The following is a 17,072-nucleotide window of genomic DNA, read 5'->3' on the forward strand; positions in this document are numbered from 1 at the left end:
GATACGCGAACGGGGGCGCCCCGAGCCGGAACATCGGCTCGGGGCGCCCCCGTTCGCGTACAGAGATCTTCGTACGGAGAAGGCCTACACGGCGACGGGCGCCTTCGGTTTGGGCTTCGGCTTGGGCTTCGCCGGGCCCGAGGCGTTGGTGAACGCCTCGTACTCCTTGAGGACGTCCTCGGTCGGCCCGTCCATCCGCAGCTCGCCGCGTTCCAGCCACAGCACCCGGTCGCAGGTGTCGCGGATGGACTTGTTGCTGTGGCTGACGAGGAACACGGTGCCCGCGCGCCGGCGCAGCTCCTTGATGCGCTGCTCGGACCGCTTCTGGAAGGACCGGTCGCCGGTGGCAAGGGCCTCGTCGATCAAGAGCACGTCGTGCTCCTTCGCGACGGCGATCGAGAACCGCAGCCGCGCCGCCATGCCGGACGAGTAGGTCCGCATCGGCAGCGTCACGAAGTCGCCCTTCTCGTTGATCCCGGAGAAGTCGACGATCTCGTCGTAGCGGTCCCGCACCTGCTCGCGGGACATGCCCATCGCGAGCCCGCCGAGCCGTACGTTGCGCTCGCCGGTGAGGTCGTTCATGAGGGCCGCGTTGACGCCGAGCAGGGAGGGCTGGCCGTTGGTGTAGATCGCCCCGTTCTCGGTCGGGAGGAGACCGGCCACCGCCTTCAACAGGGTCGACTTTCCCGACCCGTTGGTCCCGATCAGCCCGATGGCCTCGCCGCGGTAGGCGGTGAAGGACACGTTCCTGACCGCGTGCACCCTCCGCACGCCCGCCCGTTTCTCGGCCTTCTTCCGGCCGCCGAGGATGCGGCTGAGGGCGGCGGTCGCGGCGCCGCGGCCCGCGCCCGTGCCGTTGACGCGGTAGACGATGTCGACGCCGTCGGCGATGACGGTGGGGACCCGTTCGCCGTTCGTTTCGGAAAGAGTGTCAGCCACGACCGTACGTCTCCTCGGCCTTCCAGAAGTAGATGAACCCGCCGACCCCGGCGAGCAGCGCCCAGCCGGCCGCGAGCGCCCAGATGTGCGGCGGCAGCTGATCCTTGGTGAAGCTGTCGATGAGCGCGAAGCGCATCAGGTCGATGTAGACGGCGGCCGGGTTGAGCTGGAGCAGCGTCCGCACGAACGACGGGACGTCCCGCCCGTCCGTCAGCCGGGTCAGGCTCCACATCACGCCGGACGTGTACATCCACGTACGCAGCAGGAACGGCATCAGCTGCGCGAGGTCCGGGGTCTTCGAACCGAGCCGCGCCATAATCAGCGCGAGCCCGGTGTTGAACACGAACTGGAGCGTGAGCGCGGGCACCACGAGCACCCAGGACGGCGCCGGCGGCACGCCCGTCGCCAGCAGGATGACCACCAGCGCGCACATCGAGAACAGCAGCTGCTGGAGCTGCTGGAGGCAGAACGAGACCGGAAGCGAGGCCCGCGGGAAGTGCAGGGCCCGGACGAGCCCGAGGTTTCCGGAGATCGCCTTGGTCCCGGCCATCACCGACGACTGCGTGAACGTCCACACGAACACGCCCGTGACCAGGAACGGGATGTAGTCCGGCACGCCCCGGCTGGTCCCCATGAGCTTGCCGAAGATGAGGTAGTACACCGCCGCGTTCAGCAGCGGCGTCAGCACCTGCCAGACCTGCCCGAGCTTCGCCTGGCTGTACTGCGCGGTGAGCTTGGCGGTCGAGAAAGACGTGATGAAGTGCCTGCGCTGCCACAGCTGGCGTACGTACGCGGGCAGCGAGGGCCGGGCGCCGCTGACGCTCAGCCCGTACCGGGCGGCGAGGGCCGCCGGATCCTCGGGGGTGGACCGCGGTGCCTCCTGCGGGGGAGGAGTGTCCAGGACCTGGCTCACATCCGCTGCTTTCGGTCGGAGGGGGTGGGGGCGACGGCCGGTGTTCACCCGCCGTTCACGTCGGAACGGGTCCGTATCGTCGTGACGTGAGAGTAGGGCGGATCGACGTCGGAACGCAACCGTTTCGTCCTCGCGCACTTATGCTTTGCCATATGACGACCAACGCCGACTCCTCCAAGCCGACGCGTCGCAGGGCCCCCGCAGGCGCGGCCGTCCTGCGCGAGGACGTGACGGAAGCCATCCGCGCGGCGGTCTTCGAGGAGCTGGCCTCGGCCGGCTATGCGCGCATGTCCATCGAGGGCATCGCGCGCCGCGCGGGCGTCGGCAAGACGGCCGTCTACCGCCGCTGGAAGTCCAAGCTCCACCTGGTCCTCGACCTGGTCTCGGCGATCGCCGTGCAGGGTCTGCCCGCCCCGGACACCGGCTCGCTGGAGGCCGACCTCCGCCTCCTCTACGAGGTCACGTCGCGCGCGCTGCGCCACCCCGTGGCCGGCCAGATCATCCCGGACCTCCAGGCGGAGGCGGCCCGCAACCCGGAGATCGCCGAGGCCCTCCAGAAGGCGCTGCGCGAGGGGCAGCACGGGGTGGCGAGCGGAATCGTGCGGGCGGCGGTGGAGCGGGGTGAGCTGCGTTCCGGTCTCGACGAGGAACTCGCCCTGGACCTCATCTCGGGCCCGCTGTACTGGCGCACGCTGGTGGTCAGGGCACCCAAGCTCCCGAAGGACCACTTGAAGCGCCTGTCGGTGGCGACGGCGGCGGCGCTGAAGGCGCTGTGAGGGGCTGTGGGGTGGGGCTGCGGCGTGGGGTCGCGCGGTGGAGTCGAAACTCTTAAGCCGTTCAAGTGTGATGTCCGTTACGCTCCATTTGTATGCCTTCGAGGACCCGCCCCGCCGCCACCTTCGACCGTGCCGACCCCTGGCTGACCAAGGCGCTGCCCCGGTTGCGCGGCATCGAGCCGACCAGAAGCTACGGCTACGGCGGAGAGTTGCTGCACGACGACGGGCGGGCCGACATGGAGGCCTACGGCGCGCGCGTCGCCGAGCTCGCCACGCGGCTCGGGGAGGCGCTCCTGTCGTACGGGGCCTCCGCCGAGGAGGCGGTCGCCGGGATGCTCGTGATCGCCGAGACGTACGGGCTCAGCTACTGCGAGCCGGGGGTCACGCTCGCCTCCGTGTCGCTGTCCGCGCACGCGCCCGGTGAGCTGACGCCCCTGCACGCGAACCGGGTGATCCGCAAGCACGCCACCGACTTCCGGACGCTGGGGCGCATTCACGCGCTCGTCGAGCGGATCAGTGCCGGGCAGCTCGGGCTCGACGAGGCGCGGGCCGCGACCGCGCGGATACTCGACGCGCCCGCGGAACGGGGGCGGTGGGTGCGGTGGAGGGTGCCCGTGCAGACCGGGTTCGTGGCGGCCGGTGGCGGCATCGCGTTCGGCGGTGGTGCGCTGACCTCGGTGTGCGCGTTCGTCGCGGGGCTGCTCGGGGCGCTGCTGAGCGGCTGGCTGGGGCGGCACGGTGTGCCCGCGTTCTACCGGTCGGCCGTCGCCGCGATGCCGGCCGCCGTGCTGGCCGTCGCGATCAGTCACAGCGCGCCGCCCGCGACCGTGCAGTCCGTCGTGGTCGCCGGGGTGCTGGGGCTGCTGCCGACCGTCACCTTCGTCAGCGCCGTGCAGGACGCGCTCACCGGGCACTATCTCACCGCGCTCGGGCGGCTCTTCGACGCGATCCTGGTGTTCGCCGCGGTGGTCACGGGCGTGGTCGCCGTGCTCGGCGTGGGGCGGCTCGTCGGGTTCGAGGCGCCGGTCGTGCCGACGGCCGAGCGGGCCGAGTATCTGGGGGCGCCCGCGGTGGGCGCCGCGGTGTTCTCGGTGGCCGTGGCGGCGCGGGCGCGCACGCCGCGGCGCGACTGGCTGCCTGCCGCGCTGCTCGGGACCGGCGGGTTCGTGGTGGCGGCCGAGTTCGCCGTCCTGGGGCTGCCCTCGCTCGTCGGTACGGCGGTGGTGGCGGCCGGTGTCGGGTGCGCCGCGCATGCCGTGGCCCGGCGGCGGCGGGAGTCCGCGCTGCCGCTCGTCGTCCCCGGTATCGCGCCGTTGCTGCCGGGCGGTGCGCTGTACGTGGCGTTGGCGGCGCTTGCCTCCGGGCGGACCATGACGGGGATCGGGGGGCTTGTGCATGCCGCCGGGGTGACGTTGGCGATCGCCGTGGGGGTGGGACTCGCGGGGGAGGCGGCGCAGCTGGTCCGGAGGGTCCGGGGGGCGGGAAGTGTTTCGGCGCGGCGGGGTGGGCGTCACGGGGCTCCGCCCCGGCCCCCGCGCCTCAATCGCCGGCGGGGCTTGAAATTGCCCACTCGTCCAGTGCGCTCGTCAGGTGTTCGAGGCGGGTCCGCAGGGATTCGATCTCGTCCAGGTCGAAGCCTGTCGCTGCGGCGATCCGGCGCGGGACCTCGGCCGCGCGGTCCTTCAGGGTCGCGCCGGAGTCGGTGAGGGCGACCGTCACCGAGCGCTCGTCCGTGGCGCTGCGCTCGCGGCGGACCAGGCCGTTCGCCTCCAGGCGCTTGAGGAGCGGGGAGAGCGTGCCGGAGTCGAGGCGGAGGCGTTCGCCGAGGCGCTTGACCGGGAGCGGGCCCTCGTCCTCCGTGGCCTCCCAGAGCACCAGCATGACCAGGTACTGGGGGTAGGTGAGGCCCAGGTCCTTGAGCAGCGTCCGGTAGACGCCGCCGAAGGCGCGCGACGCCGCGTTGAGCGCGAAGCAGATCTGGCGGTCGAGCCGCAGGTAGTCGTCGGTACTGGCCATGGGAACAGGGTACTCGTTGCGCGATTCAGTTGTGCACAACTGAATTGTGTGCTCTATTTGAGGGGTACGGAGAGACTCACGAAGAGACTCCGAAGAGATTCACGGATCCGAGAGGCAGGTCCTTCCCATGGACGCCATCTACACCGCCGTCGCCACCGCCACCCACGGCCGCGACGGGCGCGCCGTCTCCTCGGACGGCGTCGTCGACCTCCAGCTCGGCGTGCCCACCGAGATGGGCGGCAACGGGCAGGGCTCCAACCCCGAGCAGCTCTTCGCCGCCGGTTACGCGGCCTGCTTCGGCAGCGCGCTCGGGCTCGTCGGCCGCGGCGCCAAGGTGGACGTCTCCGACGCCGCCGTCACCGCCGAGGTCTCCATCGGCAAGCAGGGCGAGGGCTTCGGGCTCGCCGTCGTGCTCCGCGTCGAGCTGCCCGACTCGGTCGACGCCGAGACCGGCCGCAAGCTGGTCGAGCAGGCGCACCAGGTGTGCCCGTACTCGAACGCCACCCGGGGCAACATCGACGTGCAGCTCGTCGTCGAATAAGCCGTCGAACAAGCCGTCGAGCAAGCAGCCGGGCGGGAGCCTGGCGGGCGTCAAGTGCGCCTGGAAGAACCCCCGTTGACCCGTGCCAGCGCCTCGCCCGTGCGCGGGCCCCAGGCCACGAGCACCGCCTCGGGCGGCAGCCGCTCGCCCCGGTCGAGCAGCAACCAGCGCACGCGGTAGCGGTCGGCGATCGCCTGCCGCTCGGCGCGGGTGGACGCGGGGGAGAGGTAGGCGCGCACCGCCGCCCGGCGCCGGTCCAGGTCGGCCCTGTCGACGACCGGGTCCGGGCGGGCGGGCGCGACCAGCGTCGGACCGTGGCCCGGCAGGGAGCGGACCGCGCGGTAGCCGTCCGTCAGGACCACGTCGCCGGGCGGGACGTGCCGCGCGGCCCACGTGTAGTCGGGCCAGCTCGGCGGCGGGTCGAGGGCCGTGGCCAGGAAGCCGAGCGCCGCACCCGTCGCCGCCAGCCCGCCGAGCGCCCGGCGCTGCCGCGTCCACGGTCGGGGCGCCGCCAGCGCGACGGCCAGGGCGAGCTGGAGCGGCACCACCGTGAGCACCATCGCCGCGCCGTACGCGGAGGGGTGGAGCAGCGCGGCGTACCCGAGGGCCGCGACGCCCGCCGCGCACAGGAGGACGAGCGGGTCCCCGCGGTCGCGTCGCAGGCGCAGCCACAGCGGCGGGAGGCCGATGAGCGCGAGCCACGGGACGTGCGGCGTCGCGGGGTCCGCGTCCGGCCACAGCCACACCAGGCCGGCCGCCGCGAGCCCGGCCAGGGCCCACCGCGCCCCCTCGCGCCGCAGCCGCCACGCCCCCGCCCACACCCAGAACGCGAGCCCGATCGCGAACGTCGACGGGTAGCCGAGGTCGATCGTCAGCGAGCGCGGCGCGAGCGGTTCGGTCCGCCAGTCCGTGCTCGTTCCCCACAGCAGCGTCAGCGTCAACAGGGCGAGGACCGGGGCCCATTGACGGGGCGTGAGCGTACGGACGAGGCGGTTCAGGCCCGTCAGCAGGACCAGCAGATTGACCGGGCCCGCGAGCTTCATGACCTCCCAGCCCGTCAGGCCCGTCGCCCGCGCGAAGAGGCCCTCCGCCATCGCGTACGGGGAGACGAGGTACGGGCTGCCCGCGCCCGGCAGGTCGGCCAGCGGGTGGCGCGGGTGCAGCAGACTCACCTTCAGGCGTTCGATCACCGCCGCGTGCAGCCCGTACTCGTAGGCCATCGGCACCCACCAGTACGCGAGCGTCAGCAGCAGCCAGCACAGGCCGCCGAAGACGAAGAACGGGGTCGGGCGCCAGAACTGCCCGCCGCGCAGCGCCGTCGCGCCGCGCGCCGCTCCGCGCACGAGCGCGGTGGTCGTCATGTACGGCATGGGGCATGCGTGCCCCGCCTGAGCGCCCCGCCCCGCCTTTCGTGGGCCGTGCGGGTGACGGCCCACGAAAGGCCAGGAGGTCAGCGGCCCAGCAGCGAGCGCAGCAGGCCCTTCGAGCGCGGAGCCTGCGCGGGCATGGCCGAGGCCGTCGACGCGTGACGCGACACCGGCTGGGCCGGGTGCTTCGCCTTCCGGCCGTCGATGCGGATCATCGAGTGCCCTGCGACCTCCTCCGCGCCGTGCCAGAAGTCCTTGCGGCCGGCGAGCATCGCGCCCAGCTCGGTGCGCACCGGGTCGAACGCGCCCCACGTCCCGTAGAACTTGGTCGCCGTGATGCACAGCGGCTTGAGCCCGGTCGTGGCGACGGCGCCCCACGTCGCGGCAGCGACGCCCGGACAGTGCTCGGCACGGAAGTCGTCGAGCACGACGATGCCGTCCTCGCCGAGGAGTTCGCGGGACGCCTCGATGTCGCCGTGCACGTGCTCGTACAGATGCGAGGCGTCGACATGTACGAAGCGGCAGCTGTCGGGGGCGACCAGGGACGTGATCACGTTCGAGGGGCCCTGCACCACCTCGGGCAACTCCTCATGGAAGGCGCGGTAGTTGGCCTCGAAGGCGGTTCGGGTGAGGGTGCTGTAGGACTTGTTCATCTCCTTGTCGTTCGCCGTGTCGTCGGCGGGCGAGTCGAACAGGTCGCAGACCGTGAAGGTCTCCTTCTCCTCCAGGTACTGCCCCATGAAGATGGCGCTCTTGCCCAGATAGACGCCGAGTTCGAGGAGATCCCCGCCCTGGCCGAGCGCGCGCTGCCGGCTCAGGAACCAGTCGAAGAGCACCTGGTCGATGTTGTGGAACCAGCCTTTGACGTCGTCGAGCGCGGCCGGGCGCGGCAGCTCGGCGGGCGCGGTGTGGGACTCGTGCTGCATGTCAGCTCCAGTACGGATGACGTGGGTGCGAGCCCCGCGGGCGACGCGCTCGGCCCGCGGGGTCCGGGAGGCCATCCGCTCTGGGTAGGTGCCCGGGGTGTCCTCGTGGTGGACGGGAGGGAACGAGAGGCCCTCTCGCTCCATAAATCCCCGTTGTGTGTCTTGTTCCTATCCTCCCGGGTGATATGACACGCCACCGTGCCCTATTTCACGGCACCTGCCATCACTCCGGACACGAACTGGCGCTGGAACGCGAAGAACACGGCCAGCGGGATCACCATCGAGATGAACGCGCCGGGGCCGAGCACATCGACGTTGTTGCCGAACTGCCGCACCTGGGTCTGGAGCGCGACCGTGATCGGCTGGCTGTCGGTGTCCGTGAAGATCAGCGCGACCAGCATGTCGTTCCACACCCACAGGAACTGGAAGATGCCGAGCGAGGCGATGGCGGGCGCGCCGAGCGGCATCACCACCCGCAGGAACAGGCGCATCTCGCCCGAGCCGTCCAGGCGCGCCGCCTCCAGGAGTTCGCGCGGGATCTCCGCGAAGAAGTTCCGCAGCAGGAACACCGCGAACGGCAGCCCGAACCCGACATGGAAGAGGATCACGCCGAGGATCGAGCCGAAGATGCCGATGTCGCCGAAGAGCCGCGCGATCGGCACGAGCGCGACCTGCACGGGGACCACGAGCAGCCCGACCACGATCAGGAACCACCAGTCGCGGCCCGGGAACTCCATCCACGCGAACGCGTAGCCGGCCAGCGAGCCGATCACGATCACGAGCAGGGTCGCGGGCACCGTGATCAGGGCCGTGTTGACCAGGGAACGCGTGATGTCCGAGTTCTCCAGGAGGCTGCTGTAGCTCTCGAAGGTCAGCTGCGCCGGTTTGCTGAACACCGTCCACCAGCCGCTGTCCGCCATGTCCTCCGGAGAGCGCAGCGAGGAGAACAGCAGGCCGATCGTCGGCACCAGCCACAGCGCGCCGACCAGCAGCAGCACGAACTGGACGAATCCGCCGCCGAGTTTGTCGCCGATCCGGCGCGCGAGCGAGCGCGGGGCCTTCACGGTGTCGTCGAGCGTGCTCATCGCCTCGTCTCCCGCCGCAGCCGCCTCATGTTGAACCACATCACCGGGATCACGAGCAGCAGGAGCAGCACGGCGATCGCGCTGGCCAGCCCCTCGTTGTCCTCGCTGAACGCCGAGCGGTACAGCTGGAGGGCCAGCACGTTGGCGTCGTCCTGCGAGGCTCCGGGCGCGATGATGAAGATCAGGTCGAAGATCTTCAGTACGTTGATCATCAGCGTGACGAGGACGACCGCGAGCACGGGCGCCAGGAGCGGCACCGTGACCCGGCGGAACACCTGCCACTCGGAGGCGCCGTCCACGCGGGCGGCTTCGAGGAGTTCGCGGGGGATACCGGCGAGCCCCGCCCCGATGAGCACCATCGCGAACCCGGCCCACATCCATACGTACGCGACCATGATCGAGGTCGTCACGATGTTGAGGTACAGATCGAATCCGCCGAGGTGGACCGTGAAGAACTTCTTGTCGCCGAGCCAGTCGGCGCCGTTGTACGGCTCCTTGAAGTTGGCCGCGGGCAGCCGAAGTTGGGCGCCGTCGGCCTTGGCGGGGAGCGCGAAGGTGCCGTCGGCGTCGGCCGTCGTGGAGGCGATGACCTTGCCGTTCCTGACGGCCTCGACACGCATGCCGGGATAGCCGACCTCGGTCGGGTCGATCTTGTCGCGGGCCCCCGCGCCCTTGCCGAGGGTGAAGTCCTGCCAGACGGTGCCGGTGACCCCGGCCTTCCCTGTCGCGGGCTGCTTCGCGGGCTTGGCGCCCTTGGGCATCTGGTCGGCGGCCACGCCGACCAGCGGGAGCAGTACCGGAGTTCCGGCCTTCACCGGTTCCTTGGTGAGGAACGGTCCGCCGCTCTTCCCGGTGAGCGTGTCCGGCCCCCGCGGATGCGCCTTCGGGAACGCGGAGGAATCGGCGAACGTGTCGTGCACGCCCACCATGACCGCGTTCACCGCGCCCTTCTCCGGGTCCTGGTCGTAGACGAGCCGGAAGATGATGCCCGCGGCCAGCATCGAGATGGCCATCGGCATGAAGACGACCAGCTTGAACGCGGTGGCCCAGCGGATCCGCTCGGTGAGCACGGCGAAGATCAGGCCGAGCGCCGTGGCGACCGTCGGGGCGAGCACCACCCACCAGATGTTGTTGTTGATCGCGGCCTTGGTGTCGTCGCGCGTGAACAGCGTCTCGTAGTTGTCGAACCCGATGAACGAGCCGCCCGAGGCGTTGAAGAAGCTGCGGACGACCGAGTACCCGATCGGGTACACGACGAGGGCGCCGAGCAGGATCAGCGCGGGCAGCAGGAAGAGCGCGGCGACGGACCTGCGCGTGCCGGTCACGCTCTTACGGATGCGTGGTGACGTCGCGGCGGCAGCCCCGGGGTCCGGGGTGCCGCCGCCTGCGGCGGAGGTCATCGCCGCGTCAGTCCTTGTACGCCTTGGCCGCTTCGGCCTCCAGGGTCTTCTGAGTGCCCGCGACGTCCTTCGGGTTCATCAGGAAGTCCTGCAACGCCTTCCACTCGCCCTTGCCGGGCGTGCCGCCGAAGGCCTGCGGCATCTGGTCCGACATGTCGAAGCGGAAGTCGTTGCCGACGCCCACGAGCTGCTTGGCGATCTCGCGCTGCACGGCGTTCGGGTACGAGGCGAGGTCCACGTTCTTGTTGGGGGAGAGGTAGCCGCCCAACTTGGCCTGGATCGTGGCCGCTTCCGGCGAGGCCAGCCACGTCACAAGGGCCTGCGCCGCCTGCGAGTCCTTCAGGATCACCGCGGCGTCACCGCCGCTCACCACCGGCCGGTCCCCGGAGCCGACGGCCGGGAACGGGAACACCTTCGCGTCCGTGCCGACCTTCGCCTTCGTCTGCTGGATGTTGACCTGCACGAAGTCGCCCTCGTAGACCATGGCGCCCTTGGGCTGGTCGCCGCCGGTGAAGGTCTGCTCGACCGACTTCGTGAACTCGGTCTGCACGGCTCCCTTGTTGCCGCCCGCGAGGAAGTCCTTCTTGCCCCACAGCTCGGCGAGCGTGGTGAGCGCGTCCTTCACGGACGGGTCGGTCCACTTGATGTTGTGCTTGGCGAGCTGGTCGTACTTCTCGGGCCCCGCCTGGGAGAGGTAGATGTTCTCGAACCAGTCGGTCAGCGGCCAGCCGTCGGCGCCGCCGACGGAGAACGGCGTGACACCCGAGTCGTAGATGGCCTGCGAGGTGCTCAGCAGGTCCTTCCAGGTACCCGGTTCCTTGGCGGCCGCGTTCTCGAAGACCTTGGTGTTGTACCAGATCAGGGACTTGTTGGCGGCCTTGTAATAAGCGCCGTACTGCTTGTCGCCGACCTTGCCGAGGTCCTGCCAGCCCTGCGCGTAGTTCTTGGTGAGCTGCGCCTGGGCCTCCTCGCCCAGCGGCTTGGCCCACTTCTTGTCGACGGCCTGCTTGATGGCGCCGGGCTGCGGCAGCATCGCGACGTCCGGCGGGGCGCCGCCGGCCACCTTCGAGCCGAGGAAGTTGATGATCGGGTCCTGGGCGGGGACGAAGGTGACCTTCGCGCCCGTCCGCTTCTCGAACTCCGTGAGCACCTGCTTGAAGTTCTTCTGCTCGTCGCCGGTCCACACGGCGGCGATCTCCAGCGACTTGCCGTTCAGCTTCGGCAGCTTGACCGAGGACGCGGGCGTCTTGTCGCCGCCCCCGCCGTCCTTGCCGTTGTCGTCGTCGCCTCCACAGGCGGTGAGCGTGAGCGCGAGGGAACCGATGGCGATGCCCGCGAGTGCGGTGCGGAAGGTGCTCCTGCGGGTGCCGGGTGTGCGTGTACGAAGAGTGCTGCGAGTGCTGCCCATCACTGCCCCGTTCTCGTCCTGAACGCTGAACGTATGTACTGAGCGCTGTCCCGTGCGCACTGGTTCTACGCCCGACCAGGGATGAGCGGCAAGAGTGCCTGTGCCGCATCCGCGGCGATCGTGACGGGGTCGTGATACGCCAACCCGTCGAGTTCCGGCGGTTGTTGCCGTCTCGCCTTGGGCAATCTGCCGCCTTGGGCGGCAGGGTGGGCAAGGCGGACCCCGGTGCCGCGCAACGGTCCGACTGGGCTCGGCCCCGCCGCGGTTGCGGCCTCGGGGCTCTGCCCCGGACCCCGCTCCTCAATCGCCGCAGGGGCTTAATTGGCTCAACCGCCGCAAGGGCTGCTCAATCGCCGCAGGGGCTTGGTTGGCGGATGGGGCTTGATGTGGTCAGAGGAGTGAAGGGACCTCGGTGGCCGAGACGGAGCGGGCCGCGCGTTCCAGGGCGCTGGCAAGGAGCGCCAGGTCCGTGGGCCCGTTGCCCAGTTCGCGGACCGGGCGGCGGTCCGGCGGATCGCCCATGCGGGCCCACTCAAGGGCCACCACGGTGGGCCGCTGCGTCGCCGTCCGGGGAATGCGCCCGGTCACCCGCCCCGCCTGCACCTCCACGTCACGCCCGTCCGCCCCGTGCAGCACCCCGCGCCCCGGCGCCGGATCCTCGCTCCCGGTCCCCGGAGCGTCGAGCACGACCCGCGGCCGGGCCGTCCACCCCTGGGCCCCGCCGGAGGTGAACGCCGCGACGAGGTGCACCCCGAGCCGCTCCCCGTCCCGCACCACGGCCTCGAGGGCCCGCACGACCGACCCGGCGGCCGGCCGCCCCATCGACCCGAGCGGCGGCGAGAGCAACGCGTCCAGGTCGTCCACGACGACCACGAGCCGCGGCAGTGGAGGACCGGCCTCCGCCCGCTCCCGCGTGGCCCCGGGCCGCAGCCGCATCGTGGAACTCGGCGGCACGTCCACATCCCCGGCGCTCTCGGAGGACGGCGCACCGCGCTGGGAGACGACCCGCCCCGCCACGGCCCGCTGCGTGTGCCACTCCGAGAAGTGCGTACGCCCTATGAGCTCGGCCCGCCGCTTCAGCTCGGTGCTCAGCGCCTGCGCGAACTCCCGCATCCGTACGGGGTCGTTGGCGGCCAGATGCGTCGTGACGTGCGGCAGGTCCGTGCAGACCCGCAGCCCCTCCGCGCGCTCCCCGCCCGACGTCCCGTCGACCAGCACCATGCCGAGCCGGTCGGGACGCTCCGCCGCGGCGAGCGAGGCGGCGACCGAACGCAGCAGCTCCGTACGGCCGCTGCCCGCGGGCCCCTCGATCAGCAGATGCGGCCCTTCGGCGGCCAGGTCCACGGTCAGCGGGCCGCGCGGCCCGGCCCCGAGCACCGCCCAGACCCGCCCGCCGAGCGAGTCCGGATCGTCCCCTGCCGCCGCCCAGCGCGCCATGAGGGACGCCGGGGTGGCACGGGCGAGCCCCAACTCGTCCAGCAGGCGGGAGGTCTGCGGCAGCGGCGCCGACACGCGCGCGCCCGGCCGGTCGCCGGAACCGCCCACCGCGTCCGGGCGCAACGGCGCGAGCGCCCGCGCGAACCGCTCCGCCCAGGCGAGCGAGACCGCGTCGGCCGTGCCGACCGTCCCGTGCCCGACGAGCTGTCCCTGCGCCGCCCGGTGCAGCCGCAGCGTCGTCGCCACATCGCCGCTGAGCAGCGCCACCGCCCCGCACGCGCGAAACGCCGGGCTCTCGGCGCAGGCGGCCTCGTAGCTCTGCGTGGCCGGTGAGGCGGGCGAGGCGGCGGGCGCCTCGGCCAGACACACGACGTGGATCCCCGCCGCGGCCCCTTCGGCGGCGAGCCGCACCGTGGCCTCCCGAAGCGAGGCGCTTCCGGGGTCGCCGTCGATCACGACGACCGTGGCGGCGACGGGCTCGTCGGAGGCCTGCGCGGAGGGCCTGAATCCCGCCGCGTGGTCGTCGAGGCGGCGCAGCAGCTCGTTCGTACGGGCCGCCGCCTGCTCCCGGTCGTACGCGAGCAGCAGCCGGCAGTCCTGGCCGTGGGCGGGCCGCACCTGGGGCAGCCAGCCGAGCCAGGACCAGTCGGCGACCCGCTCCTCCAGGGAGCGCGCCCGGTCGGTCGAGATCAGCACGAGCTCCAGGCGCTCCGGCGCGTGCAGCGTCGTGAGCTGGGCGATGGCGCAGCGGGCCAGGCCGGTGAGCCGCGCGCGCGGCCCCGCGAGCCCCAGGGCCCCGGCCTCGGCGAGGCCCACGGTCACCGGCACCGCGGGCAGCAGCCCCACGCCGCCGGGTCCCGGCCGGTCGACGCTGCCGAGCCGCACCGCGAGCGCCTCCGCGTGGCCGGGACCGCGCTCCCACAGGCGCGGCCCCGGGCCGAGCGCGGTGAGCAGCAGCGCCGCGGCGTCGGGCCAGGTCTCGGCGGTGCCGGCGACGGGCCTGGGCTCCTCCTCGTACGGGGAGGCCTCATCGGGGGGTGTGCCGGGGGCGGCGACGGGGTCCGAGAGGTGCGGGGTGCGCAGTACGTGCGGTTCGTAGATCTCGTGATGCTGGTCGACCATGGCGAAGCCGTCGCGCTCGTCGCGCCGGCCGCGGCGCAGCAGCCGGGAGAGCCCGCCGCGCTTGCGCGGGGCGCGCGGCAGCGTGGTGCCGCGCGCGGGGGTGCTCACGCGCGTGCCCTCCGCCTCCTCCGTCGGCTCCGGCTCGGTGACGAGGGACCGCGCGCCGCCTTGGGCGGCATCGCTCGCCGCGCCCCAGGCGGAGTCCCCGTACGCGTGCCGGGTCTCCTGGTCGGGGTCGGCGACGGGCGCCTGCGCGGGCGCGTCCACCGGCTGCTCGGCGAACAGCACCCGGACGTGCCCCTCGCCGTCCGGCGCCGTCCGCAGCGGCCTGGGGCGGGCCGCGTCTCCGGCGACGGAGACCCGCAGCGCCGATTCGCCGAGGCGCACCAGCGAACCGGGGGACAGGCGGACGGGGCGGGTGTCGAGGGGGCGGCCGTCCACCGACGTGCCGTTCGTCGAGTCCAGGTCCTCCACCGAGATCCGGCCGTCGGCGCCGAGCGTCACCGCGCAGTGCAGCCGTGACACGTCCGGGTCGTCGAGGGAGACGTCCGCGTCGGCGGAGCGGCCGATGCGGATCTGCCCGCCGTGCAGCAGGTGGACGCCGCCCGCGTCGGGACCCGCCACCACGTGCAGCTGGGCCGCGGCGTCGTCCGGCTCGGGGCCCGGGTCCACGGGGGCGCCGAGCGCGATCACCGCGCCGTCGATCAGCGGGGGCTCGCCTATGACGCAGCGCTGCGCGTCGAGCCGCTGCGTGCCCGCGTACAGGGTCGTGGACCCCGCCTCGCCGCCCGCGGCGGCCGTGGCCAGGCCGGAGGCGACCGCGGCGAGCGCCGTGCCCGCGGGGGCCGTGACCAGTACGTCGACACCGCGCGCGAGTGTGTCGTCACCACGTGCGAGCATGTCGGGGCGCGTGCCCAGGGGGTCTACGACGGTAAGCCGGATCTGCATCGCCGCCTGCGGTCCCTTCTGCGCGGGCGCCCGGAAACAGAGGGGCTGCCCCGCGGTCCCCCACCGCAGATTCCCCCCACCGCCACGGGCACGTCAGCCAGTGCTGAAGGCATCCTTGCACTTGCCGCTGACAACACGCCCGTCAGCCACCCGTAAGTGATCTTGATTGGTCGGCTCTGCCCGTAAAAGTGCCTGCTCGATGCCCGCTTGAGATCGGTCACGTCGTCCCGCGGCAACCAACAGCCCCAGCCGTGCGTCTTTGCGTCGAACGCGGGTAGGCCCGGGGCCGTACACCGGTGCGACGGATGGCACGGGACCGACCGAAAGCCACAGAAGATCGACAGTCGGTACGGGGGGATCCGCCACTAGAGTAGGGGGGTCCCCCCTGCTCCTTAAGAGCTTGGGGGAGGAACACCCGGAACCAGGTGACCCAAGCAAAGACCGATGCAGGGAGCGCATGACGTGCGGCCGGTAGGCAGCAAGTACCTGCTCGAGGAGCCGCTCGGACGCGGCGCCACGGGCACCGTCTGGCGAGCCCGCCAGCGCGAGACGGCGGGCGCGGAGGCGGCCGTCGCCGGCCAGCCCGGCGAGACCGTCGCGATCAAGGTCCTCAAGGAAGAGCTCGCCAACGACGCGGACGTGGTGATGCGCTTCCTCAGGGAGCGCTCCGTCCTGCTGCGGCTCACCCACCCGAACATCGTGCGGGTGCGCGACCTCGTGGTGGAGGGCGATCTGCTCGCCCTCGTCATGGACCTCGTCGAGGGCCCGGACCTGCACCGCTACCTGCGCGAGAACGGACCGTTCTCGCCGGTCGGCGCCGCGCTCCTGACGGCCCAGGTCGCCGACGCGCTGGCCGCCTCGCACGCGGACGGGGTCGTGCACCGCGACCTCAAGCCGGCCAACGTCCTGCTGAAGCAGGACACCGGCGAGATGTACCCGATGCTCACCGACTTCGGCATCGCCCGCCTCGCCGACTCCCCGGGCCTGACCCGCACCCACGAGTTCGTCGGCACGCCCGCCTACGTGGCGCCCGAGTCCGCCGAGGGCCGCCCCCAGACCAGCGCCGTCGACGTCTACGGCGCTGGCATCCTGCTGTACGAGCTGGTCACGGGCCGGCCGCCGTTCTCCGGCGGCTCGGCGCTCGAAGTCCTGCACCAGCACCTCAGCGCCGAACCGCGCCGCCCCTCGACGGTCCCCGACCCGCTGTGGACGGTCATCGAGCGCTGCCTGCGCAAGAACCCGGACGAACGGCCGAGCGCGGAGAACCTCGCGCGCGGCCTGCGCACCGTCGCCGAGGGCATCGGCGTGCACGCGAACAGCGCGCAGATCGCCGCCGCCGAGGGCGTCGGCGCGCTCCTGATGCCGGATCCGACTCCGGCGCAGGTTCCGGGCGCCGAAGGCACCTCGGACGCGGACCCCACGCAGGTGCTGCCGAACAACGCGGCGGCCGCGGGGTTCGCCGGTGCCGCGGGCGCCGCGGCCGGTGCCGCCGCGGCGGGGGCGTACGACCCGAACGCGGCCACCAGCGTCATGCAGCAGCAGGGCAACGGCCAGGGCGGTGACGCCGCCGATCCGACCGCCGTCATGCCGCCGATGCCGCAGGGCCCGCCCGAGCAGATGCCGGACGCCTGGGGCGACCAGCTGCGCGCGGCCCGCGACCGCAACGAGCAGACGCAGGTCCAGTACCTCGACCCGAACGAGGACCCGCTGCGCCGCCGCCCGCAGCGCCAGGTCGCGCGCCCGCAGCAACAACAGCAGCAGCCGCAGCAGTACGCGCCCCAGCAGCCGCAGCAGCGGCCCCAGCAGTACGCGCCGCCGCAGCAGCCGCCGCCCCGCCAGGCCCCGCGCCGGGAGCCGGAGCCGCGTGAGCCGCGGCGCCGCAGCCCCAACCGGATGCGGATCCCGGGCCTCGGCTGCCTCAAGGGCTGCCTGTTCATGATCGTGATGCTCTTCGTCGTGAGCTGGCTGGTCTGGGAGTTCACCCCGCTCCAGGACTGGATCGGCACCGGCAAGGGCTACTGGGCCCAGCTCTCCGACTGGTTCTCCACGGTGTCCGGCTGGATCGGCGATCTGGGGAGCAAGACCGGCAACTAGCGACGACCGAACCGGCAACTCGTCGGTGACGTTGGAGATTTGTCGACATCTGGCGGGTGAATTCCCCCTCTGATGCGCAGGTTGGCGTCCGAGCCGCGTA

At 72.2% G+C, this 17,072-nt stretch carries 12 protein-coding genes and 1 pseudogene; 4 read left to right on the forward strand and 9 right to left on the reverse strand.

Translation table 11 applies throughout. The features are described from left to right. Positions 1 to 84: 84 nt before the first annotated feature. The gene (locus tag ACNYS0_RS24980) at positions 85 to 939 is read right to left on the reverse strand and encodes an ABC transporter ATP-binding protein (RefSeq protein WP_422476709.1); all 855 of its coding nucleotides are present in this window, start codon (positions 937 to 939) and stop codon (positions 85 to 87) included. Then, the gene (locus tag ACNYS0_RS24985) at positions 932 to 1,852 is read right to left on the reverse strand and encodes an ABC transporter permease (protein WP_422476710.1); all 921 of its coding nucleotides are present in this window, start codon (positions 1,850 to 1,852) and stop codon (positions 932 to 934) included. The genes ACNYS0_RS24980 and ACNYS0_RS24985 overlap by 8 nt, the downstream gene beginning before the upstream one ends. A gap of 152 nt (positions 1,853 to 2,004) precedes the next feature. On the opposite strand from ACNYS0_RS24985, the gene ACNYS0_RS24990 reads away from it, so the two are divergent. Next, on the forward strand, positions 2,005 to 2,628 hold the full coding sequence (locus ACNYS0_RS24990; RefSeq protein WP_422476711.1) for a TetR/AcrR family transcriptional regulator: 624 nt from the start codon (positions 2,005 to 2,007) through the stop codon (positions 2,626 to 2,628). A 236-nt stretch (positions 2,629 to 2,864) separates the two neighbouring features. Continuing rightward, positions 2,865 to 4,058 (forward strand): annotated as a pseudogene (locus ACNYS0_RS24995) (threonine/serine exporter family protein); the annotation flags it as partial. Positions 4,059 to 4,167: 109 nt separating this feature from the next. Here ACNYS0_RS24995 and ACNYS0_RS25000 read toward each other — a convergent pair. Continuing rightward, positions 4,168 to 4,644 (reverse strand): MarR family winged helix-turn-helix transcriptional regulator, encoded by a 477-nt coding sequence (locus ACNYS0_RS25000; protein WP_422476712.1) that lies wholly within the window; start codon positions 4,642 to 4,644, stop codon positions 4,168 to 4,170. A 127-nt stretch (positions 4,645 to 4,771) separates the two neighbouring features. On the opposite strand from ACNYS0_RS25000, the gene ACNYS0_RS25005 reads away from it, so the two are divergent. Then, entirely contained in the window at positions 4,772 to 5,185 is a 414-nt protein-coding gene (locus ACNYS0_RS25005) for an organic hydroperoxide resistance protein (RefSeq protein WP_385769723.1), read from the forward strand. A gap of 50 nt (positions 5,186 to 5,235) precedes the next feature. On the opposite strand, the gene ACNYS0_RS25010 is transcribed toward ACNYS0_RS25005, so the two are convergent. The 6 genes from ACNYS0_RS25010 to ACNYS0_RS25035 form a co-directional block, all read right to left on the reverse strand. Then, complete coding sequence (locus ACNYS0_RS25010) at positions 5,236 to 6,546, reverse strand: hypothetical protein (RefSeq protein WP_426883750.1); 1,311 nt, start codon at positions 6,544 to 6,546, stop codon at positions 5,236 to 5,238. An 89-nt stretch (positions 6,547 to 6,635) separates the two neighbouring features. Then, positions 6,636 to 7,478 (reverse strand): class I SAM-dependent methyltransferase, encoded by an 843-nt coding sequence (locus tag ACNYS0_RS25015; RefSeq protein ID WP_422476714.1) that lies wholly within the window; start codon positions 7,476 to 7,478, stop codon positions 6,636 to 6,638. Between the two features lie 203 nt (positions 7,479 to 7,681). After that, on the reverse strand, positions 7,682 to 8,563 hold the full coding sequence (locus tag ACNYS0_RS25020; protein ID WP_422476715.1) for a carbohydrate ABC transporter permease: 882 nt from the start codon (positions 8,561 to 8,563) through the stop codon (positions 7,682 to 7,684). Further along, complete coding sequence (locus tag ACNYS0_RS25025) at positions 8,560 to 9,963, reverse strand: carbohydrate ABC transporter permease (RefSeq protein WP_422476716.1); 1,404 nt, start codon at positions 9,961 to 9,963, stop codon at positions 8,560 to 8,562. The genes ACNYS0_RS25020 and ACNYS0_RS25025 overlap by 4 nt, the downstream gene beginning before the upstream one ends. Before the next feature lie 7 nt (positions 9,964 to 9,970). Beyond that, a complete protein-coding gene (locus ACNYS0_RS25030; RefSeq protein WP_422476717.1) occupies positions 9,971 to 11,371 on the reverse strand; it encodes an ABC transporter substrate-binding protein in 1,401 nt (466 codons plus the stop codon). A 390-nt stretch (positions 11,372 to 11,761) separates the two neighbouring features. Beyond that, a complete protein-coding gene (locus tag ACNYS0_RS25035) occupies positions 11,762 to 14,878 on the reverse strand; it encodes an FHA domain-containing protein (RefSeq protein WP_422476718.1) in 3,117 nt (1,038 codons plus the stop codon). A gap of 462 nt (positions 14,879 to 15,340) precedes the next feature. Here ACNYS0_RS25035 and ACNYS0_RS25040 point away from each other — a divergent pair, with 462 nt between their 5' ends. Beyond that, complete coding sequence (locus ACNYS0_RS25040) at positions 15,341 to 16,972, forward strand: serine/threonine-protein kinase (RefSeq protein ID WP_422476719.1); 1,632 nt, start codon at positions 15,341 to 15,343, stop codon at positions 16,970 to 16,972. Positions 16,973 to 17,072: the final 100 nt, after the last annotated feature.

It is taken from the genome of Streptomyces anthophorae, assembly GCF_049310305.1.
In the GTDB taxonomy this organism is placed as follows: domain Bacteria; phylum Actinomycetota; class Actinomycetes; order Streptomycetales; family Streptomycetaceae; genus Streptomyces.